The sequence below is a fragment of the Posidoniimonas polymericola genome (assembly GCF_007859935.1).
GTDB lineage: Bacteria > Planctomycetota > Planctomycetia > Pirellulales > Lacipirellulaceae > Posidoniimonas > Posidoniimonas polymericola.
In genome coordinates, this window is record NZ_SJPO01000009.1 from 248,546 (window position 1) to 268,623 (window position 20,078).

Annotated in this window: 15 protein-coding genes and 1 pseudogene; 7 read left to right on the forward strand and 9 right to left on the reverse strand. The window is 66.4% G+C overall.

The window, feature by feature from the left end; genetic code table 11:
* The first annotated feature begins 336 nt into the window (after positions 1 to 336).
* Genes Pla123a_RS18460 through Pla123a_RS18470 form a run of 3 tightly spaced genes read left to right on the forward strand, consistent with a single transcriptional unit; the run spans position 337 to position 2,266 of the window.
* Positions 337 to 1,566, forward strand: a complete 1,230-nt coding sequence (locus Pla123a_RS18460) for a fatty acid desaturase family protein (RefSeq protein WP_146589695.1) — start codon at positions 337 to 339, stop codon at positions 1,564 to 1,566.
* An 18-nt stretch (positions 1,567 to 1,584) separates the two neighbouring features.
* Positions 1,585 to 1,854 (forward strand): hypothetical protein, encoded by a 270-nt coding sequence (locus tag Pla123a_RS18465; RefSeq protein ID WP_146589697.1) that lies wholly within the window; start codon positions 1,585 to 1,587, stop codon positions 1,852 to 1,854.
* Positions 1,829 to 2,266 carry a type II toxin-antitoxin system VapC family toxin gene (locus tag Pla123a_RS18470; protein ID WP_146589699.1) on the forward strand — a complete coding sequence of 146 codons (438 nt, stop codon included), beginning with the start codon at positions 1,829 to 1,831 and terminating at the stop codon, positions 2,264 to 2,266. Before Pla123a_RS18465 ends, Pla123a_RS18470 begins: the two co-directional genes overlap by 26 nt.
* Positions 2,267 to 2,417: 151 nt before the next feature.
* On the opposite strand, the gene Pla123a_RS18475 is transcribed toward Pla123a_RS18470, so the two are convergent.
* From Pla123a_RS18475 to Pla123a_RS18500, 6 genes are all read right to left on the reverse strand, one after another.
* Entirely contained in the window at positions 2,418 to 2,795 is a 378-nt protein-coding gene (locus Pla123a_RS18475) for a CBS domain-containing protein (RefSeq protein ID WP_146589701.1), read from the reverse strand.
* A gap of 138 nt (positions 2,796 to 2,933) precedes the next feature.
* Positions 2,934 to 4,724, reverse strand: a complete 1,791-nt coding sequence (locus Pla123a_RS18480) for an ATP-binding cassette domain-containing protein (protein WP_146589703.1) — start codon at positions 4,722 to 4,724, stop codon at positions 2,934 to 2,936.
* A gap of 102 nt (positions 4,725 to 4,826) precedes the next feature.
* Positions 4,827 to 5,876, reverse strand: a complete 1,050-nt coding sequence (locus Pla123a_RS18485; protein ID WP_146589705.1) for an ROK family protein — start codon at positions 5,874 to 5,876, stop codon at positions 4,827 to 4,829.
* Between the two features lie 192 nt (positions 5,877 to 6,068).
* Complete coding sequence (locus Pla123a_RS18490) at positions 6,069 to 7,472, reverse strand: hypothetical protein (RefSeq protein ID WP_146589707.1); 1,404 nt, start codon at positions 7,470 to 7,472, stop codon at positions 6,069 to 6,071.
* Between the two features lie 178 nt (positions 7,473 to 7,650).
* Positions 7,651 to 8,424 carry a 3-keto-disaccharide hydrolase gene (locus Pla123a_RS18495; RefSeq protein WP_146589708.1) on the reverse strand — a complete coding sequence of 258 codons (774 nt, stop codon included), beginning with the start codon at positions 8,422 to 8,424 and terminating at the stop codon, positions 7,651 to 7,653.
* Positions 8,425 to 8,539: 115 nt separating this feature from the next.
* Complete coding sequence (locus tag Pla123a_RS18500; protein WP_197528102.1) at positions 8,540 to 8,836, reverse strand: hypothetical protein; 297 nt, start codon at positions 8,834 to 8,836, stop codon at positions 8,540 to 8,542.
* Positions 8,837 to 9,497: 661 nt separating this feature from the next.
* On the opposite strand from Pla123a_RS18500, the pseudogene Pla123a_RS18505 reads away from it, so the two are divergent.
* Positions 9,498 to 10,426, forward strand: a pseudogene (locus Pla123a_RS18505) (IS110 family transposase).
* A 1,272-nt stretch (positions 10,427 to 11,698) separates the two neighbouring features.
* On the opposite strand, the gene Pla123a_RS18510 reads toward Pla123a_RS18505, so the two are convergent.
* The gene (locus Pla123a_RS18510) at positions 11,699 to 12,967 is read right to left on the reverse strand and encodes a DUF1501 domain-containing protein (protein ID WP_231956537.1); all 1,269 of its coding nucleotides are present in this window, start codon (positions 12,965 to 12,967) and stop codon (positions 11,699 to 11,701) included.
* Positions 12,968 to 13,185: 218 nt separating this feature from the next.
* Entirely contained in the window at positions 13,186 to 14,883 is a 1,698-nt protein-coding gene (locus Pla123a_RS18515) for a DUF1549 and DUF1553 domain-containing protein (protein ID WP_146589710.1), read from the reverse strand.
* An 853-nt stretch (positions 14,884 to 15,736) separates the two neighbouring features.
* On the opposite strand from Pla123a_RS18515, the gene Pla123a_RS18520 reads away from it, so the two are divergent.
* From Pla123a_RS18520 to sdhA, 3 genes are all read left to right on the forward strand, one after another.
* Positions 15,737 to 16,045 (forward strand): hypothetical protein, encoded by a 309-nt coding sequence (locus Pla123a_RS18520; RefSeq protein ID WP_197528103.1) that lies wholly within the window; start codon positions 15,737 to 15,739, stop codon positions 16,043 to 16,045.
* Positions 16,046 to 16,353: 308 nt separating this feature from the next.
* Complete coding sequence (locus Pla123a_RS18525; protein WP_146589712.1) at positions 16,354 to 17,187, forward strand: succinate dehydrogenase cytochrome b558 subunit; 834 nt, start codon at positions 16,354 to 16,356, stop codon at positions 17,185 to 17,187.
* A gap of 101 nt (positions 17,188 to 17,288) precedes the next feature.
* Positions 17,289 to 19,271, forward strand: a complete 1,983-nt coding sequence (sdhA, locus tag Pla123a_RS18530; protein ID WP_146589714.1) for a succinate dehydrogenase flavoprotein subunit — start codon at positions 17,289 to 17,291, stop codon at positions 19,269 to 19,271.
* Positions 19,272 to 19,603: 332 nt separating this feature from the next.
* Here sdhA and Pla123a_RS18535 read toward each other — a convergent pair whose 3' ends face one another.
* Positions 19,604 to 19,927, reverse strand: coding sequence for a transposase (locus Pla123a_RS18535; RefSeq protein WP_146589716.1), 324 nt, complete (start codon positions 19,925 to 19,927; stop codon positions 19,604 to 19,606).
* Between the last annotated feature and the right edge of the window lie 151 nt (positions 19,928 to 20,078).

Genomic DNA, 20,078 nt, shown 5'->3' on the forward strand with positions numbered 1-20,078 from the left:
GAATCGGTCGGTCGCGGCGGCGGCGGCATAACTCAGATCGGCTGCAATCAGCAGCGTCGCGGCGCCGACCAATCGTTACAGGGCTGCTAAGCCAATTACGCAGTTTAGCCAGCCCGCCCGGCCCGCTCCACCCGCCGGCCGGGACGCACGACCGGATTGCTATCGGTCGCTACGGTCACCCCACCCAAGCCCGATCGCCGCGGCCCGCCCTGACAGCGGGCGGAGCCGGCGACCCTGCGGCCTGGCGCGGTTGCACCGCCGCCGCCAGGTAGCCCCGCATTGGATCCAGCCTCCCCAATTGCACCGGCCCAAGGGCCGTGCGAACGAGTCGCCGCCATGCTGCTCCCGCAAAACACCGACGCCAATTCTGCCTGGGCCGACCAGCCCCTGGTGCTGGCCCCGCAGGACCCTGAACGGGCGCCGAAGCGGCCGGCCGCGGGGCAGCCGTCGCCGCCGGTCGCGGCCGCACGGCCGGAGTTCTCGCTCGCCCAAGCCCGGACGATTGTCGGCCAGCGGTTCAAACCGGACCCGATCGTGTACTGGGCCGACCTGCTGGTCAGCTGGACGACGGCGATGCTGGCGTACCAGCTGGTCTGCAGCCCCACGATCGGCTGGGGGTCGGCGGCGGTGACGCTTGGCTGGCCGGCGCGGATCGCCTGCTTCTTTCTTTCGAGCGCGCTGATCTACCGCTGCGGGCTGTTCATCCACGAGCTGACGCACATCCCGGAGCACGAGTTCCGCGTGTTCCGCAAGACGTGGAACATGCTGTGCGGCGTGCCGTTTCTGATCCCCTCGTTCGTGTACCTGACGCACGTCGACCACCACCGGCGGCGGCACTACGGCACGCACCAGGACGGCGAGTACCTGCCGCTGTCGCACCGCTCGCCGTGGTGCATCGTCGGCTATATGGCGCAGAGCCTGATCATCCCGGTGCTGGCGGTGGTCCGGTTCGGCGTGCTGACCCCGCTGACCTGGTTCAATGGGCCGCTGCGTCGGTGGGTGATGACGCACGCCTCGAGCATGGTGATCGACCCCACCTACCTGCGTCCCTACCCCACGGCCAAGGCGCTGCGGCTGATCCGTCGGCAGGAGGTGCTGACCTTCCTGTACATCGCGGCGGCCGCCGTGCTGCTGTACCGCGGCGCGTTCCACAACGGGCTCGTGAGCCCCTGGGTGCTGCTGCAGGCGTACCTGACCGGCGTGCTGGTGGTGACCGTCAACGCGGCCCGGACGCTCGGCTCGCACCGCTGGCACAACGACGAGCACAACCAGATGACCTTCGTCGAGCAGATGCTCGACAGCGTCAACTACGACAGCCCGCGGTCGCTTGCGTGGCTGTGGGCGCCGGTTGGCTCGCGCTACCACGCGTTGCACCACATCTTCCCGTCGATGCCGTACCACGCGATGGGCTCCGCGCACCGCCGGCTGATGGCCGAGCTGCCGGCCGACTCGCCCTACCGCAGGACCGTGGCAAAGTCGCTCAGCGGGGAGCTGCGGGCCTTGTGGCGGCGTTCGCAGAGCAGCCAACGGCCAAATAGGGCTCAAGATTTTGACTTAGCGAGCTGAGAATGCGAGAATAAGGGTATGCACGTCAACTTCCCCGAGCCCAACGACACGGTCGTATCCGCCAAGGCCGCCGCGAGCGGCTTCGGCGACGACGTCGCCGCGTACCTCTTGCACCTCGTTGAACAAGACGATACGACCGTCGATCGTTCCCTTGATCAGAACGCGCTGGAAGCGTTCGAACGCCTAGGCTTGGTGGGGTGCATCAAGGACGGCCCCAACGACCTCTCGACAAATCCTAAGCACATGGAAGGCTTCGGACGGGATGGCCAAGACGTTAACCCTGATTGACACCGGACCGTTGGTCGCATTGTTCCATGAACGCGACCAACACCACGCCGGCATCAAGCTCGTATTCGCTCGCTTGCAGCTGCCCTTTCTGACCTGCCTGCCGGTAATCACCGAAGCGGCCTACCACCTACGCAATCAGCCTGGGAAGGTGCAACGCCTGCTCGAGGCCGCCCGAGGAACGCACCTGCTGCTTCACCCGCTCGGTGGCGCTGATCTGCAGGCGGTCAGCGAGATCCTTCACCGCTACGAGGATCAGCGGTTTGACTTTGCCGACGCCTGCTTGATGCACGTTGCCGGGGCCAATGCCGGGATTGAAGTGTTCACTGTCGACACAACGGACTTCTCGCTCTACCGCACGCCAGACGGGAGCCCGCTACCGCTGGTAGACCTCGGCGGCAGTCGCGGCTATTAATCTCTGCGCCGCCAATGGACCGAGGCCGACCAACGGATGGCCGGTTTCCGTGTGAGCAGGCTCAATGCGGCGGGTTCCTTCGCCGCGCAGTCATGAATAGTACGCGTAGCCCCACAACGGGTGGGCGTCCCCTGAGCAGCCGCCACGCGGCCTAAACGAACTGCGCCAGGTAGTTCACCAGGTCGGTCCGCGAGACCATGCCCACGACGCTCGCGCCGTTGACGACCGGCGCCCGCTGGACGCGGGTCTCCTTGAACTTCTCGGCAATCGACTCGATCGAGTCGCTCTGGTCGAGCGTCACGGTGTTGGTCGTCATGTGATCGACCACCGGCGCGTCCATCAGGGCGGGGTCCGAGAAAGACGCCAGGATATCGTACTGCGAGACCATCCCCTGCAGCGCGCCCGACGCGTCGATCACCGGCAGTCCCGCCAGCCCGTGGTGAGCGAGCAGCGCGATCGCCTCGCGCATCGTGGCGGTGACTTGCACGCCGCGCACGGCGTCACTCATCAGGTCTTTGGCGGTCGCCATGCGGGAGGTCCTCTGCCTAGTGGGTCGAAGCTAGGGGCCGCCCGAGAGAATTCCGGGACGTAGAGAAGGATAGCCCACCGCCAACGAGCGGAGCTCGGCGTGCGGCAATCCCTACTGGAGGACGAGTCGTGCCGGTTCTCAGGACTCGAGCGACTCCCACCGGGCGTACGCCTCGGCCAGTTGCTGCTGCTGCTCGGCCTCCTCGGCCTGCTTTACCCGGATCAGCTTGGCGTCCTGCTGGTAGAAGGCCGGGTCGGCCATCTCCTCGTGCAGGGCGGCGATCGAACCCTCCAGCTTCTCGATCAGCGCCGGCAGCGACTTCAGCTCCCGCTGCTCGTTGTACGACAGCTTCTTGGTCGGGTCGGCCTTGGGGGCCGGCTTCTCGGCCGCCTTCGGCTTGGGCTCCGCCGCGGGAGTCGGCTCGGCGGGCTTCCGCTGGCGGAGCCAGTCGTCGTAACCGCCGTCGTAGTCCTTGACCCCGTCGGCCTCGAACACCAGCGTGCTGGTCACCACGTTGTTGAGGAACGCCCGGTCGTGGCTCACTACGAGCAGCGTGCCGGAGAAGTCGATCAGCTTCTCCTCGAGCAGCTCGAGGGTCTCGGCGTCGAGGTCGTTGGTCGGTTCGTCGAGCACGATGATGTTGGCCGGCTTGCTGAACAGCTTGGCCAAGAGCACGCGGTTCCGCTCGCCGCCGCTGAGCAGCTTGACCGGCGTGCGGGCGCGGTCGGGTGTGAATAGGAAGTCCTGCAGGTAGCCGATGATGTGCCGCGCCGACTGCTTGCCGTCCGGCAGCGCGACGTTGATCGTGTCGTAGCCGTCGCCGATGTTCTCCTGGACGGTCTTCTCCGGGTCGAGCTGCCCGCGGAGCTGGTCGAAGTACGCCAGCTCGAGGTTGGTGCCCAGGCGGACCTCGCCCTCGGTCGGCTGGAGCTCGCCGAGCAGCGTCCGCAGCAGGGTGGTCTTGCCGGCGCCGTTGGGGCCGATCACGCCCACCTTGTCGCCCCGCATCAGCGTGGTGGTGAGTCCTTCGAACACGGTGTGGTCGCCGTAGCGGAACGACACGTCTTTGGCGTCGGCCACCAGCGCGCCGCTGCGGCCCGCCTCCTGGATCGCCAGCCGCGACGTGCCGAGCTTGTCCCGCCGCTCGCTCCGCTCGACACGCAGCTGCTTGAGCGCCCGCACGCGGCCCTCGTTGCGGGTGCGGCGGGCCTTGATGCCCTGGCGGATCCACTTCTCCTCCTCGGCCAGCCGCTTGTCGAACAGCGCGTTCTGCTTCTCCTCGGCGGCCAGCGCCTGCTCCTTGCGGATCAGGAAGGTGTCGTAGTCGCAGGACCAGTCGAACAGCTGGCCTCGGTCGATCTCGAGGATGCGGGTCGCCAGGCGGCGGAGGAACTCGCGGTCGTGGGTGACAAACAGCAGGGTCGCCCGCCAGCCCGACAGGAACTGCTCCAGCCAGTTGATGGCGTCGATGTCGAGGTGGTTGGTCGGCTCGTCGAGCAGCAGCATGTCGGGCTCGCCGACAATCGCCTGGGCGAGCAGCACCCGCCGCTTCATGCCGGACGACAGCCCCTCGAAGCGGGCGTCGGCGTCGAGGTTCATGCGGGTGAGCACCTTCTCGACCGCGTGGTCGGCCTCCCACTCCTCGAGCTTCGCCGGCAGGCCCTGCCGAACGACCGCCGCGATGTCGCTGTCGATGTCCTGAGGCACGTCCTGGCGGAGCTGCGCGACGCGGGTCCCCGGCGCGACGACCACGTCGCCATGGTCGGGCGTGAGCTGCCCGCTGAGCAACCGCATCAGCGTGGTCTTGCCGGCGCCGTTGCGGCCCAGCAGGCCAATCCGGTCGCCCGGCTCAATGACGCAGTTCACCTCGTCGAGCAGGGGGGGACCGCGGAAGCCTATCGTGACGCTGTTGAGTTGGATCTGGGGCATACGAAGGGGGAGGTGGGAAGTCGGAAGGAGGTTAGAGAGCAGCCGAGGGCGGGCCGAGCACGAAGCGCTCCCCCTTTACCACTTCGGCCTTCCCCCCTTGGGTCAGGGCAGCACCCAGGCCAGCGCGCCGATCACCGGCGCGGCGTCGCCGCAGACCGAGAACTCCAGCCGGTCGAGGTTGCGGAAGCCGTCCAGCGCGTGCTCGCGGTACGACTCTTCGGCGGTCAGGCGGTAGCGGTCGCGGACGTCGGACGCCAGGTCGCACACGCCGCCGCCAATCACCAGCCGGTCGTAGTCGCCCAGGTAGTTGACGCTCAGCATCGCCAGCCCCAGGGCCCTGGCCTGGTCGTCGAACAGCTCGACCGCGAGCGGGTCGCCGGCGGCGGCCAGCTCGCGGAGCTGCCGCGCCTTCTCCTTGGTCGTGCCGCCCGCGGCGTTCAGCTTGTGGTCGGCCCATTCGGGCAGCGTCAGCCGGTACTCGAGCTGGTGCGTCAGCCCCGTCAGCGACACGGCCGACTCGGCGGTCGACTTGGCGTTGCCGACCACCAGCTGGCGGTCGTGGTCGTGGCGGAAGGCGTACTCCGGCAGCAGGATGTGCCCGACGTGGCCCGCCCGGCCCTCCTTGCCGCGGAGCGGGTTGCCGTCGACCACCGCGCCGCCGCCGAAGCCGGTGCCGACGATGACCATGAACAGCGAGTGCAGGTCCTCCGCCGGCAGCTTGTCGGCCGGCGCGCCGTCCCACGAGAGCGAGCGGTTGCGGATGGCGAACTCGCCCAGGGCCGCCGCCTGGCCGTCGCCGATGTAGCACACCTCCAGCCGCGGCGAGACCGCCCGGAACGCCTTCTCCAGCTCCTCGCGGATGCCAAACCGGTCCCACTGCTTCGGGTCGAGGTTGGGGGTCTTGAGCAGCACGCCGTCCTGGGTCGCCGGGCCGGGGGTCGCCAGGCCGACAAACGGCACGTTCTCGAGCGTGGCGCCGAGCCGCTCGAGCTCAACCGACGCCTGACGCACAATCGCCGCGATGACCGCACCCGGACCGTCTTGGGGCGCGGTCGGGAACTGGTCGCTCACGGCCACCACCTGCCGCGACTCGTCGCCGATGGCGAGGGTGCTGGTAGTGCCGCCGATGTCGACGCCGATAAAGTAGGTCATAACGAGGTTGCCTGTCGCGGCCCGGTGGTGGGGGCGGGTCTGCCAGGCAGCCGCCCCAGCCGCAAAGAGAGGGAGGATTAAAGAAGCCGTCAGTATCGCGACCTTGCCGACGCGATGCAATCGCCCCGCACGGGGCCCGCTTTGGTGCAGGCGACAACGGCAGGGAGCCCAGCGGCGAGTCGCACCCGCCGCCTAGCGGTTCGGCGACCAGTCCATGACCCCGCCGGCCGGCGCAGCGGCCTTGGCGGCTGGGGTCGCCGCGGGGGCGGCGCCGGGCAGCGGCAGCGGCGACGGCTCGTTGTGCGACGCGAGGCGGATCTTGCGGGGCTCGACCGGTTCGTCCGACTGGCGCCAGCCCGAATCGGCGGCGTCCTGCTGGACAGCCACCAGGTTCGCCCGTTCGCTGGCCCGCCAACCGCCCGATTTGTCATCCTCGGTTGGCGGCTCGGCGGCCTCTGCCGGCGGTGCGACGGCCAGGGTCGCCTCGTCGAGGCTCGCCAGCCGGCCCAGCGTCACTGGCGTCTGGTCGAGCAATTTCTGGTCGTTCGGCTCGTCAACCAGCCGCACCCACAACTCAAGTTCCTCATCAAGCGGCACGCCGCTCGGCAGCACAACCGCCAGGTCGAGCACCGGCTGCGACGCGTCGGCGCGCCACGAGGCGGCGACCTCATCAGCCGAAAAATCCCACCGCGCCAGCTTCTGGCCGTCCTCGCCGACCCGCGGATCAATCAGCATCAGCGACGCCTGACCCGCGAACCCGGTCGGCTCGCCCAGCAGCGTCCGCAGTCGGATCAAGGTCACCAGGGTCGGCTCGCCCGAGTCGAGCGCCGGCCCGGCGTAGCCATGAACGGTCAGCCCGCCGAGCGGCTCGGTCGGGAGCACGGCGGCAAACTCGGGTCCTGCCCCGTCGGGCTCGGACTCGATCGGCGCCGTCGGGTTGTTCGGTTCCGGGCGCGACTGGCTCAGCGGCGGGAGCTCCTCGGCCGGGGTGTAGCGAGCGTCGGGCAGCGGCGCGACGTCGCCGCCTCCGAGAGGCTCGTCGAGTGGCGGGATATCGATCGGCGGCGCCCCCGCTGGCGGAGCCGAACGCTGCGGCAGCGGCGGCGGGTCTTGCGCCGGCACACCAAGCGGCGGCGGTTCAACCGGATCGGCGGCCGCTCCGGGCGGGGCCGCCATCGGCTCGCCCAGATCGATCGACGGCACGTCAAACAACGAGTCTTCTTCTTCGCTCAGGTTGTCGGCGGCGGGCGGGTCGATCCGTTGCAGCCCCGGGCTGCGGCGGTCGGCCGGCGTGCCGGCGCCGTCGAGCAGGCTACGCGGCGCCGTCGGAGCCGGGCGGGGCGTTACCGCGCCCGCCGAGTCGGTCGTCGCCTTGAGCTGCTGGGCCTCGGCCCGGTAGTTCCGGATGATCCCCTGGTACTCCTGGATACAGTCTTCCAGGCGGTAGATCTCGTCCTCCTGCAGGCGGAGCTCGCGAAGGTAAATATCGCGGTACGCCTGCTGGTTGTTCTGGCAACCAACCACGCCGCACAGCGTCGCCAAACAAGGCAACACCAACAGCGGGGCGCGCAGCGAGTACAGGGGGAACCGGTCCATGTGGCGGTTAATAGAAAATCCACCGGCCGGCGTCAATGCGGAGCTTGGAAGCAGCGCCCGACGCCAGGTGGCACGCCCTTCAAGGTCGTGGTCGCCCCGCTGGTGAATCTCCACGCCCTTAAAGGGCGTACCACCCAATTACCTGTCACGGCGTCGCCGGCGCTAGCTGCTGGCGGTGCTAGCGAAAACGCGGCTCCGCGACCTGCTTCCCCTCGAGCTTCTTGTAGTCGCGGATCCAGATGTTGCGGAACCGCACCGGGTTGCCGTGGTCCTGCAGCCGGAGCGGCAGCCGGTCGGGGTGCGCGGTGTACGCCGGCGGGGTGTCCCACGCCGACTTGCCGGCCAGCTCGGTGTGGTTCTGCAGCAGCACGCCGTTGTGGATGACGGTCATGTACGCCGGGCTGTTGAGCGAGCCGTCGGCGTTGAACCGCGGCGCGGTCCAGATGACGTCGTACGCGTTCCACTCGCCGGGCGGACGCATCGCGTTGACCATCGGCGGCTGCTGCTTGTAGATCGCGCCCGCCTGACCGTCAAAGTACGTCGGGTTCTGGTACGAGTCGAGGATCTGCACCTCGTAGCCGACCCCCTCGGCCTGCGACATGAAGTACACGCCGCTGTTGCTGCGGCCCTGACCGTTGCCCTTCACCGGTACCGCGGCCGACCACTCGATGTGCAGCTGGCAGTCGCCAAACTTCTCGCGGGTCACCAGCGCCCCCTGGCCGGCAATCAGCACGCCGTCCTCGACCTTCCAGTTATCCGCGTTGTCGAACGCCGACTTGCTGGTCCCGTCGAACAGCACCAGCGCGTCCGACGGCGGATCGCTGTTCTTCTCGCCCGGCGTCACGACCGGCGGCTCGGGCCACTCGATGCCGGGTAGGTACTCGCTGGCGTGGGCGGCGACAGCGGCAAGGGCGAACAATGGGAGCATGCAAATCGAAACAAAGCGGTTCATGATGGGTGGGCCTGTCGTGGGTAGGAGGATCGCTCGCGGAGTCGGTGAGCGAGCGACCATTATGGCCCGTGGCGAGCCCGATCTCAAGAAACGCCGGATTGTTGCGGCTTTAGCCCTATTCCCCGTCGTCGGACGCTTCGCCGTCCTCCGGCTCGCCAACGTCGACCGTGGACCAGTCGATCTCGGCGGTCTCCTGCTTCAGCTTGGCGAGCGTGTTCTGGGCGACCGGCAGGTCCTCCTCGGCGACCATCACCTTCACCCAGCCGGGCGCCTCGGCCTTGAAGCCGGCGGTGTACCCGCCCACGGCGGTCGACTTGATCCCCTCGTTCTCGAGGGCGCCGACGACAATCATCGCCTGGGCTTCGGTGGGCAGGGAGACCAGCTCCGCGATGTGATCGGTTGGGTTGTTCATAGCCTGGCAACGCGTTGAAGGAGACTCGCCTCCGGGGCAGGGCGCCCCGCTACTCTATTGTACACTCGCCGCCCGGCTTTCGGCTCCAGGTGGCAGGCGAATGACCAATGACGAAGCCAAAGGGACCAAGCCGGTTTGAAGGCCGGCATTGGGTCAGTTCGGTCTCCGGACTTTTGTCCCCTATTCCGACATCCATTGATAGGGACAAAAGTCGGCTCCCATCTCGAGCGCCCGCACTCGTTTCCCCCTGCGATAGCAGCGTCTGCTGTCTTGCCCTCCGATTTCTAGATCCGACTTTTGGCCGATAGTGCGCGCCACCGCGGACAAAAGTCTGGCTCCCTAACGACAACGCCAGGTGAGCTTGAATTGGGGACTGGCTCTCGACCGCACAGCAACCCCATGCCTTTGGCTCGACTCACCTGCGGTCGCGTGCCTTGTACCTTGTATTATTGAGTATATATGGAGGCTGCTAGAGAGTTGAGCGGCTCTGCTGAGTGAGCGTAGCGAACGAAGCAGAGCCGCCGCCGGTCGCGAGATCGATGTGCCTGAGGCCGCCAGGCCGTGGGACAGCAGGATCCCGGCCGGCGTTTTGAGTGGGATCCCGAACAGTCGCCTGGGCCGCTGCCTGGCAAGCCCGCGTATGCAAGTAAGGGAAGCTCTCATGGAACCCGTCGTGATTGGGATTGACGTTTCGAAAGAGAAGCTGGACGTGGCCACGCCCGAGGGCGTCTCGCAGTGGGGCAACGACCCCGGGGGGCTGCAGGGCTTGGTCCGCGACCTCTCGGCTTGGCCGATCGCCTCGATCATCCTCGAAGCGACCGGCGGCTACGAACGCGCCGCGGTGGCCGAGCTGGCCGGGGCCGGGCTGCCGGTCGTGGTGGTGAACCCGCGGCAGGTCCGTGACTTTGCGCGGGCGACCGGCAGGCTGGCGAAGACCGACGCCATCGACGCGGCGGTGCTGGCCCAATTCGGCCGCGCTGTACAGCCGGAGCGGCGACCGCTGCCGAGCGAAAAACAGCTGGAATTGCAGCAGCGGATCGCCCGCCGACGGCAGCTGGTTGGCATGCTCACCACCGAGAAGAACCGGCTGCAGCAGACAACCAGCAAGCTGGTTCGCAAGACGATCCAGTCCGTGATCAACACCCTCCACAAACACTGGGAGCCCTTGACCAGCAGCTGCACGAAACGATTCGGCAGACGCCCGTCTGGCGTGAGAAGGAGGACCTGCTGCAGAGCGTGCCCGGCGTCGGAACCCAAACGGCGTTCACCCTGCTCGCCGAGTTGCCCGAGCTGGGCGGCTGCTCTCGGCAGCAGATCGCCGCGTTGGTCGGGGTCGCCCCGATTAACCACGACAGCGGGAAGCGACGCGGCCAGCGGACCACCGCCGGCGGCCGGGCGAGCGTTCGCTCGGCCCTCTACATGGCCACCCTGGTCGCCACCCAGCATAACCCGGTGATCAAACAGCATTACCAACACCTGCAAAAGGCCGGGAAGAGAAAGAAGGTCGCCCTGGTCGCTTGCATGAGAAAACTCCTCTGCATCCTCAACGCCATCCTCCGAGAGAAACAACCTTGGCAAAAATGCCCCTAAACACTTGATCGCTAAGACAGTCGCTGTCCCCGTTTCAAGCGGGGCGTCGACAGATCGGCGAGCCTGCCCTATTTGACCGCGCGGGGCAGGGCGCCTCTACCGAAAAGCGTTGAGATTGCGGGGAAAGGTCAAGGCAGAAGAGAACCCAAAGTTGGCGATGCCCTTCAGCTCTCAAGCCCACTCTCCCTAGCCGACGGATTACATCCGTCGGACGACCCCGCGGTTGAGGTTGCCCAATACGCAAATCCTTCACCGGGGCCTCCGATGGATGGAATCCATCGGCTACTGAACGAGCGTGTGGCAGCGACTTTCGCCCGCGAGGAGGTTCGCCAGCCGATCGAGGTGGATCGGGCGAACGTCGGTGTCGCCTGCGACAAATGGCGATCGAGTCGCAAGCGATGCTTGGACCGGCAATGCCTCTTGGGCTCCGCCCACCGACGTTCGTTCGAATGAATCAACCCGCTGGCCGGCCGCGGGGCGAACGAAAGTCGGTGCTACCCGTGTGCGCAGGAGTTTCACGCCGACGCGGGTTGGCGGCAGTGTTACGCCCCGTCGGGTATGATGTAGCCGGCCAGCAGAGGATTGGCATCGAGTGTGCCTGGGGAAACAGATGAAGCTATGGCATTCAAATAGTGCACTAGAACACGAAGGCAAGCGGATAGTTGCTCTACTGGAGGAGCGACGTTCCCTTGATGAGGCTGACCTCCGGGTTGTGTCACAGATAGTTGACGAATCCGAGAGCGTCGCTGTCGGAATACTAGCACTGTATGGAACACTGCTGGCAGCGATTCTGACTACTCTGTTGGTCGCAGAGTTCCTGACTGGGTTCCGTAGCGAAGGACTGAATGCTGCCCTGATAAGTACTGTGTTTCTTGCGTTTTTCGCACACTTCATGTGGGAGTTTCGCTGCGACAACTATCGGAAGCAGATATCGAACCGCCTTAAGTGCCGAAAGTGTTCGCAAGAGCTGCCAGATGGATTAGCTATTCATCAGTTCGCAAGAAACGGCATTTGCCCAAGTTGTGGTTGCAAGAGTTCGGCCTTTTTCGGTGGCGATTTGCGTTCATGATTCTGTCACTCTGCTAGGCGACGAAGCGAGCCTGCGTCGGCTTCATCGTCCTGCGCCGGTTGAGCGCGTCGCCAGCCTGCAAGCGCCGGAATCGCGCTGCCGCTTGTTACGGCCTACGTCAGTCGTCACCGAACACCGGGGCCTCCGACGGATGTAATCCGTCGGCTACTGAGAACTAGCGCCCAGCGGCCTCCAACCAGCGCCTACCCAAACAGCTCGGGGATCAGCTTGCCGCCGTTGGCGATCTTCATCGGCCGGCCGTTGCCGGAGGTGAACGTGGTCTGCAGCGAGATGCCCAGGCCCTGGCAGACGCTCGCCATCAGATCCTCGGCGGCGTAGGGCTCGGTTACGACGCGGGAGCCGTCGGCGCTGGTCTCGCCGATCGCCAGGCCGCCGTTCAGGCCGCCGCCGCCCACCACGGCACTCCACGCCCGGGCGTAGTGGTCGCGGCCGGTGCGGTCGTTGATCCGCGGGGTGCGGCCGAACTCGCCCATCCAGATCACCACGGTGTCCTCGAGCAGGCCGCGCTGCGTGAGGTCCTGCATCAGGGCGGCCATCGCCTTGTCCATCTCGGGCAGCTTGGTGGTGAGCGTGTCGAAGCAGTTCTGGTGCAGGTCCCAGCCGCCAAAGCCGACCTCGATGAACGGCACGCCCGCCTCGACCAGCCGCCGGGCGAGCAGGCAGCCGCGGCCGAAGCCGCCGTTGCCATACTGCTCGCGGACCGACTCGGGCTCGCTCATCACGTTGAAGGCCGCCATCTGGTCGCTGGAGAGCAGCGAGCGGGTCTTGTCGAGCACCCGGGCGTGCTCCACGGCCGAGTTGCCGCGGCGCTGGTTGATGAACCGCTGCTCAACCGTGTCGAGCAGGGCGAGCCGCTGGGCCATGCGGCGGTCCTCCAGCCGCATCTCGAGGTTCCGCACGCGGCCATTCGAGTCGACCTGGAACGGCGCGTAGCTCATGCCGAGGAAGCCGGGGCCGGCGCTCGAGCCGCCGATCGACACAAACGGCGGGATCTCCAGGTCCTTGGCGAACGGCTCGAGCTCGTGCGCGACAACCGAGCCGTAGCTGGGGTGCTCGATGTTGGGGTTCGGCACGTAGCCGGTGTGCATGTAGTAGGTGCCGCGGCCGTGGTCGGCCTCGCGGGTGCTCATGCTGCGGACGATCGACAGCTTGTCCATGTGGCTGGCCATCTGCGGCAGGTGCTCGCAGATCTGGGCGTTGCCGTTGGTCCCGATCTGGGCGAACGGGCCAGAGGTCGGCGCGCCGGGCTTCTGGTCCCAGATGTCGATCGTGGGCGGGCCGCCCCCCATCCACAGCAGGATGGCCGACTTGTGGTTGCGGCGCATGGTCTCGGCGCCGGCCTGCAGCGAGCGCGTCATCGCCAGCGCCGGCCCGGCAAACGCCGCGGCGCCCGCCATGTGGCTCATAAAGTGACGACGGCTCATTCCGGTCGGCGTGGCGAAGCGTTGCATGAGGGACCTGCTACTGCGGGTGAGGTGCGTGAGCGAGCGACGGTGTCGGTAAGTTCGCGGCGAAACCGCGCCGTAGTCCCCTCCCCCTGGTGGGGAGGGTTAGGGAGGGGGGAGGCCCCGCTCTGATGCTTGGCCATCCAGATATTCGGTGGCTTTGCCAACCAGCAGGGCTACACCCCTCCCCCGGCCCCTCCCCATCAAGGGGAGGGGGGGATTTCCTAGTGATTCAAAATAAACTCGTTCGTGTTCAAGAGCGCCCACCACACGTCCTGCAGGGCGGCCGGCACTTCACCGCCGCGGGCGGCGAGGATCTTGTTGCTGATCGCCAGCTCGTCCCGCTCTGGCTCGCGGGCGAGCGCGGCGAGGTACAGCTGCGTGATCTTCTGCGGGTTGCTCAGCCGGTCGTTCATCGCGACTTCGTGCAGGAAGCTGCCGGGCTTGCACTCGGTGGCGCTGCGGATGAGGTCGCCGTTCATCATCATCAACGCCTGCGGGATCGAGCCGTTGAAGGTGGTCGCCTCGCCGTTCTCGTCGTTGCCGAAGGCGGTGTTGAACTGGGCGAGCCAGCGTTGCTTCATCTCTTCTCGCTGGGCGTAGCTGAGGCTCTCGTCGGCCTTGGTCGCCACGAGCAGCGACTCGTACAGCTGCTCGGCCTGCATCTGCCTCAAGTAGAAGTGGCTGAACATCGGCCGCGACCCGACCGCGGGGTCGTCGGAGTCGTTCGTGCGACTCACGCGGCTGCTCAGCGAGTACGGCTCGGACAGCACCATCCACCGCATCAGCTGCTTGAGGTTGAAGCTGCTGCCGCGGAACTCGTCGGCCAGCTTGCCGAGCAGCTCGGGGTGCGACGGCGAGTTGTGCGGGCCCATGTCGTCGACCGGCTTGGTGAAGCCGTAGCCGAAGAAGTGCGACCACATCCGGTTGACCATCGCGCGGGGGAACAGCTCGGAGGCAGCGATCAGGTCGGCCAGCTCCCCGCGGCGGTTGATGTCCGACAGGTAGCCGCTGTCGCCGAAGTCCTCGCCCTGGTCGGCGTACAGCTCAGCGAGCGAGGTCCCGTCGACGAACACCGGGTAGGCGACCTTCAGCTTGCCGTTGCGGAGCTCGTAGTACAGCTCGGCCTTGGTGGGGTCGCCCCCCTCGCCGGCGAAGTCGCGGTCGACGATCCGCGCGTAGCGGTCGTTGACGTCCGCCTGGTTCCGCTGGATGCGGGTCTGGCGGAAGAAGGCGTTCATCTCCCAGAACTGGTTCTGCTTGTACTCGTTGAACGGGTGGTTGTGGCACTGCGTGCACTGCACCGCCATGCCGAGGAAAATCTGCGACGTCTTGGCCGTGGCCTGGATGCCGTTCTCCTCCATCTTGTCGGCCAGGAAATTGGCCGCGCCGTTGTAGTCGTCGTCGCCGGGGCGGCAGCTGCCGGTCGCGGAGACCAGCTCGCGCATGATCTGGTCGTACGGCTTGTTCTTCTGGAACGCCCGCCGCAGGTACTGCTGCATGCCGGAGCGGTCGACCAGCGAGTTGCGGTCGACCCCGCCGGTCCGGCCGACCAGCAAGTTGGTCCAGACCGTGGTCCAGTTGCGGGCGAACTCGGCGAGGTACTCGTCGCCCAGCAGACGATCAACGAGCTTGAGCTGCTTGTCGCCACTGCGGTCGCTCGTGTACTGCTGCAGCTCGTCGACGCTGGGGATGCGGCCGAGCAGGTCGAGGTACACGCGGCGGCACCACTCTGCGTCGGTCGCCGCTTTGGACGGAGCGAGCCCCGCGTCCTGCCAGGCGGCGCGGACCTGCTGCTCGATCAGCCGCGTTTGAGCGGGGATCGGGTCTGGCGTCGCATCGCGGGTGGCGGCCAACGCCGAGAGGGGGCTCAACAAGGAGCCAGCAAGAATCAGCGCGGTAGCCGAGAGTTGTCGATGCACTGCGTTCGACCCGTTCGTTGTCAGAGTGCTGCTAGGAGAAGTGGGTGCGTCCCCGGCGATTTGCCGTTAGGGACACACGATTGGCGTGTCTTTGCATCGTAGCCGACCTGCCTTGCAGAACCTAAAGGAACTGCCCGCGGATGCGGTTAAAATCACAGGCCATCTGAGTCGATTCGCCAGGAAGTGCTGCCGTTGTTGCCGATTCGAAGAAAATCAGCTGATTTCTCTCAAATCGATTTTGGGGCAGCAATCGACCCACCCGAAGAGTGTTTCAGTTTGCAACACATGTTGCGTTTTGAGACACCCAAAACGCAACAGGCGAGCCGCAACTGACATTGCTGTCGAGTGTGCGGCTCGCCTTGTAAGTTGAGAACCTCTCAGAGGGTAGCCAGCTCGGGGAGGGACAAGCTGGCTCTAACCTCTTCCTGTTCCATGGGTTCCAACTTCGCGTTGCGTCTTCCTCTTCATCTTCCGGCCCCTCGTTCTCTGTTCCGGCCCCGGTCGATGCCTCTTCGTCCGTAGGCGAGGGTCTTCTGATGCGAGAACTAATATGCAACGCCCGTGCCAAAAGTCTGCCGCCGGTCCGATTGCGAAGGGCGACTGAGTCATCGGTGCGATCGCTTCGACGTCCGATCGGATCGTTTTGACGACAGTTTTCGACCCTGCAAGGAGCGGACCGGGCGGCAAGAATCGTCTCAACCCATTTGCCTCAATAACCTTACAGCGTTTTAGGGCCGCTTTGGCATGCAGGTCGCTTCCTGACTCTAGCGAAATAGGGGTCGCCGTGGGCCGCGACACCAATCCCAGTGTGACCAGACGCCTGCCCCGTGAGGCGTCGTTATGGAGAGCAACGATGTTCAAGAAAATCACCCTCGCCGCGCTGTTTGTCGGAGCCATGGCGCTCGGCAGCCTCGGTATGGCGTCGCAGGCGCAGGCCGGGCATCCTCACCACTGCCACGGCGGCTACGGCTACGGCGGAGGTTACGGCCCGGCGCCCCGCGCCGCGTACTACGCACCGGCTCCCCATGTGCGGAGCGTCTACTACGGCGGCGGCTACCACCCGCGGTCGGTTGGCTACTCGGCCTACTACGGCCCGCCCGCTTACTCGCGGCAGTCGTACTACCGCAGCAGCCCCGGCTTCCGGCTGTCGATCGGCTTCTGATCTCCGGCTCAACCGGCTAGCCGGCGCCTACCGCAACCCAGCAACTCCCCGCCGGGCGGCAGACTCTTCTGCCGCCCGGCTTGTTGTGCGCGCCCCCGAATTCGAGACCTACGGACCCGTTTGTCGCGCATCGAACGCCGCTTGTCAGTCACTACCGAAGCTCTATACTGTGCGTGCCTAAGGCGTTTGGCAGTAAGCAATTGCCACGCCCGCGGCGTTCGTTATCCGACGCCGGGAGCCCGACCGAAGAGGTCCCGCCCCGGCGCGGCTCTCCGACGCAGTTCCGTTTTCTTGGTGGGAGAACTTTGGTGGCTGATTCTTCGTTGTCGTTTCTCCAGCGCCATGAGTTCCTCATCCGCCGGCTGCACTCGCTCTCGGGCCTGATCCCGGTCGGCGCCTTCATGTGCGTGCACCTGCTGGTGAACGCCAGCGTGCTGAACAGCGCCGAGACCTTCCAGAACAACGTCTACCTGATCCACTCGGGCGACAAGCTGCTGCCGCTGGTGGAGTGGACCTTCATCTTCTTGCCGATCCTGTTCCACGCGGTGGTCGGCGTGGTCATTATCAAGGGCGGGCTGCCGAACAACAGCAACTACCGCTACGGCGCCAACTGGCGGTACGCCATGCAGCGGGCGACCGGCATGATCGCCTTTGTGTTCATCATGGCGCACGTGTTCCACACCCACGGCTGGTTCCATTTCGACGCTTGGCGCGACATGGCCAAGTCGCTGGGCGGGGCCGCGTTCGCACCGTTCAATGCCGCCAGCACGCTGAAGGTCGCGATGAGCGGCGTGGTCGTGCCGGTGCTGTACGCCATCGGCGTGCTCTCCTGTGTGTTCCACCTGGCCAACGGCATCTGGACCATGGGCATCACCTGGGGCGCGTGGACCACGCCCAAGGCGCAGAGCCGGGCCCTGGTCATCTGCTCCGGGTTTGGCGTGCTGCTGGCGGTGGTCGGCATGAGTGCCCTGTGGGGCGCGACAAACCCCGCGACCGCGTCCGGCGACACCTCGGTCGAGGCGATCCGCGAGTCCGAGGACCGCATGTACGAGGCCCGCGTCGAGGCCGGCTCGATCATGCCCAACGAGCACAAACGCTACCACGATCCAACCGCCGACGCAGGCGAAGCGGAAGATCACTAAATACTACCTAGACACGTACTACTAGACTCTGAGCCGCAGCAGCCGGCACGCCGCTAGTTTGGGCGTCGAGTGCCTCGGCCGAACCCTACGAAGGTGACTGCATGTCACAGCAACGCGTTCTAGTCGTCGGCGGTGGACTCGCCGGTCTCGCGGCCACGATGAAGATGGCCGAGCAGGGCATCCACGTCGACCTGATGAGCCTGACTCCGGTCAAGCGCTCGCACAGCGTCTGCGCACAGGGCGGCATCAACAGCGTCAACGACCTCACCCGCCAGCAGGGCGACGACGAGTGGCTCCACCTGGACGACACCGTCTACGGCGGCGACTTCCTGCAGCACCAGCCGCCGGTCAAGGAGATGGCCTACTGGGCGCCGCGGATCATCAACCTGCTGGACCGCCTGGGCGTGCCGTTCAACCGCACCGAAGAGGGCTTCCGCGACCAGCGCCGCTTCGGCGGCACCCTGTACAAGCGGACCGCCTTTGCCGGCGCCACGACCGGCCAGCAGCTGCTCTACGCGCTTGACGAGCAGGTCCGCCGCTGGGAGGTCGAGGGCCTGGTCACCAAGTACGAGGGCTGGGACTTCCTCCGCCCCGTGGTCGACGCCGACGGTCAGTGCCGCGGCGCGGTCGCGCAGAACCTGGTCACGATGGAGATCCGTTCATTCCGCGCCGACGCGGTGATCCTGGCCTCCGGGGGCTGCGGCCTGATCTACGGCCGCAGCACGATGAGCATGGCCTGCAACGGCAGCGCCGTGAGCCGCGCCCTGCGGCACGGCGCCCGCTACGCCAACGGCGAGTTCATCCAGGTGCACCCCACCGCCATCCCCGGAGCCGACAAGCTGCGGCTGATGAGCGAGTCGGCCCGCGGCGAGGGGGGACGCGTCTGGGTGCCCCGCAAGCCGCAGGACCCCCGAGCGCCGCGTGACATCCCCGACGCCGACCGCTACTACTTCCTCGAGGAGCGGTACCCGACCTACGGCAACCTGGTGCCGCGCGACATCGCCACCCGCGAGATCTTCAACGTCTGCGTCAACGAGGGCCTGAGCGTCGAGTCCGACAAGCAGTGCGTCTACCTCGACCTGACGCACATCGAGCGGAGCGAGCTCGACCGCAAGCTGGGCGGCATCCTCAACATCTACGAGAAGTTCACCGGCGAGAACCCGCGCGACACGCCGATGAAGATCTTCCCCGGCGTGCACTACTCGATGGGCGGCCTGTGGGCCGACTACGCCCGCACCGCCGACGGCGGCCTCGACCCGGGCAACCCGATCAACCAGCAGACCAACGTCCCCGGCCTGTACGCGATCGGCGAGTGCGACTACCAGTACCACGGCGGCAACCGCCTGGGCGCCAACTCGCTCTTGTCGTGCATCTTCACCGGCCTGTTCGTCGGCCCCGGCATCGAGACCCACCTCAACTCGCTCAAGGCCTCGGCCGGCGACGAGCAGTACGACTCGCTGCTCAAGAGCGCCGCCGCGGAGGAAACCGCCACCGAGAAGGCGATGATCTCCGACAGCAAGCCGGGCGGCGAGAACCCCTACCTGATCCACCAGGAGCTGGGGCAAGAGATGACCAAGGCCGCCACCGTCGTCCGCGACAACGACCAGCTCACCGGCGCCCTCGCCAAGGTGAACGAGCTGTGCGAGCGGGCGAACAACTGCTCGCTGTCCGACACCGGCGCCTGGACCAACCAGAACATCACCTACACCCGCGCCCTGCGGGACATGTTCCCGGTGGCCAAGGCGATCCTCAAGGGCGCGCTGGCCCGCGACGAGTGCCGCGGCGCGCACTTCAAGCCCGCCTTCACCATGCCCGGCATCGAGGCCGACGACCCGGCCGAGCGCCGCCGCCAGGCCGAGGCCTGGTGCGACGCCTTCGAGCAGAAGAACGACAAGTGGCTCAAGTCCACCATCGCCACGTTCGACGCCAACGGCGAGCCGACCCTCAGCTACGAGGACGTCGACACGTCGCTCATCCCGCCCCGCCCCCGCCTGTACGGCCTGGTCGGCGCCGAGGTGATCGAGGAGGTGTGGAAGGAACGCCAGCGGGCCAAGGACGACGCCAAGCAACCCGCCGGGGTGTAGCTAAACTGTCCAATAGCCTGCCGCGGTTGGTGGTGGGGTCGGCGGTTTGCTGTTCGCCCAGGTGCTCATCCGATACGTACGGCCCTACCTGGCCGAAGAGATCGCCCGCCGAGAATCCGCGTCCCTTGGCCAACGGCCAACCCCACCGTAGCCTAGGGTGCCGCCCTAGGTCGACTGACCATGCGCATGCGTTGGCTGAAAGCCAACTTCAACCCAAAACCAACGGTTGAGTTTGGCCTTCAGCCAAATGGGGTCATCGCTCACCGGCACCTAGGGCGTTGCCCTAGGCTACGGTGATTTTGGCCGTTGGCCAAATGGGCTCGCCGGTGGGCTCAATCCCACACGTACCGTTCGTCGTAGTCAATGCCGTAGCGATCCAGGAACGACCGGTACTCCTCCTGAAACGACTGCGTGCGGTGGTGCTCTTCTTGATGGCGAACGTAGCGTTCGACCTCGTCGCGGTGGGTGGGGCTGACCGAGAACATCCCGTAGCCGCGTTGCCAGTAGAACGATCCGCACTTGGCGCCGAGCGTCTTGATGAACTTCGACGACTCCCGCTTGGCGTGCTCGACCAGTTTGGCGGGCGCCTCGAGTCTGCCGATGTCGAACAGCACGTGCACGTGGTCCGCCACGCCGCCGACCAGCGACTGCGGCACAGGTACCTCCCCGGTGAATCACGCGCGGCCCCCGTTGGCCACGGGCCAACGCCACCGTAGCCTAGGGCAACGCCCAGTAGCGTCCGGTAAATCCTTCACACGATTTTAACTTGCGCTATTGCGGCTGTGTGTGGTAGAGGTGGCGTATGTC

Bases quoted from the DNA above. Each gene is read 5' to 3' on its own strand.
- Pla123a_RS18460 (WP_146589695.1), top strand. From the start codon at position 337: ATGCTGCTCCCGCAAAACACCGACGCCAATTCTGCCTGGGCCGACCAG.
- Pla123a_RS18465 (WP_146589697.1), top strand. From the start codon at position 1,585: ATGCACGTCAACTTCCCCGAGCCCAACGACACGGTCGTATCCGCCAAG.
- Pla123a_RS18470 (WP_146589699.1), top strand. From the start codon at position 1,829: ATGGCCAAGACGTTAACCCTGATTGACACCGGACCGTTGGTCGCATTG.
- Pla123a_RS18475 (WP_146589701.1), bottom strand. From the start codon at position 2,795: ATGGCGACCGCCAAAGACCTGATGAGTGACGCCGTGCGCGGCGTGCAA.
- Pla123a_RS18480 (WP_146589703.1), bottom strand. From the start codon at position 4,724: ATGCCCCAGATCCAACTCAACAGCGTCACGATAGGCTTCCGCGGTCCC.
- Pla123a_RS18485 (WP_146589705.1), bottom strand. From the start codon at position 5,876: ATGACCTACTTTATCGGCGTCGACATCGGCGGCACTACCAGCACCCTC.
- Pla123a_RS18490 (WP_146589707.1), bottom strand. From the start codon at position 7,472: ATGGACCGGTTCCCCCTGTACTCGCTGCGCGCCCCGCTGTTGGTGTTG.
- Pla123a_RS18495 (WP_146589708.1), bottom strand. From the start codon at position 8,424: ATGAACCGCTTTGTTTCGATTTGCATGCTCCCATTGTTCGCCCTTGCC.
- Pla123a_RS18500 (WP_197528102.1), bottom strand. From the start codon at position 8,836: ATGAACAACCCAACCGATCACATCGCGGAGCTGGTCTCCCTGCCCACC.
- Pla123a_RS18510 (WP_231956537.1), bottom strand. From the start codon at position 12,967: ATGCAACGCTTCGCCACGCCGACCGGAATGAGCCGTCGTCACTTTATG.
- Pla123a_RS18520 (WP_197528103.1), top strand. From the start codon at position 15,737: ATGTTCAAGAAAATCACCCTCGCCGCGCTGTTTGTCGGAGCCATGGCG.
- sdhA (WP_146589714.1), top strand. From the start codon at position 17,289: ATGTCACAGCAACGCGTTCTAGTCGTCGGCGGTGGACTCGCCGGTCTC.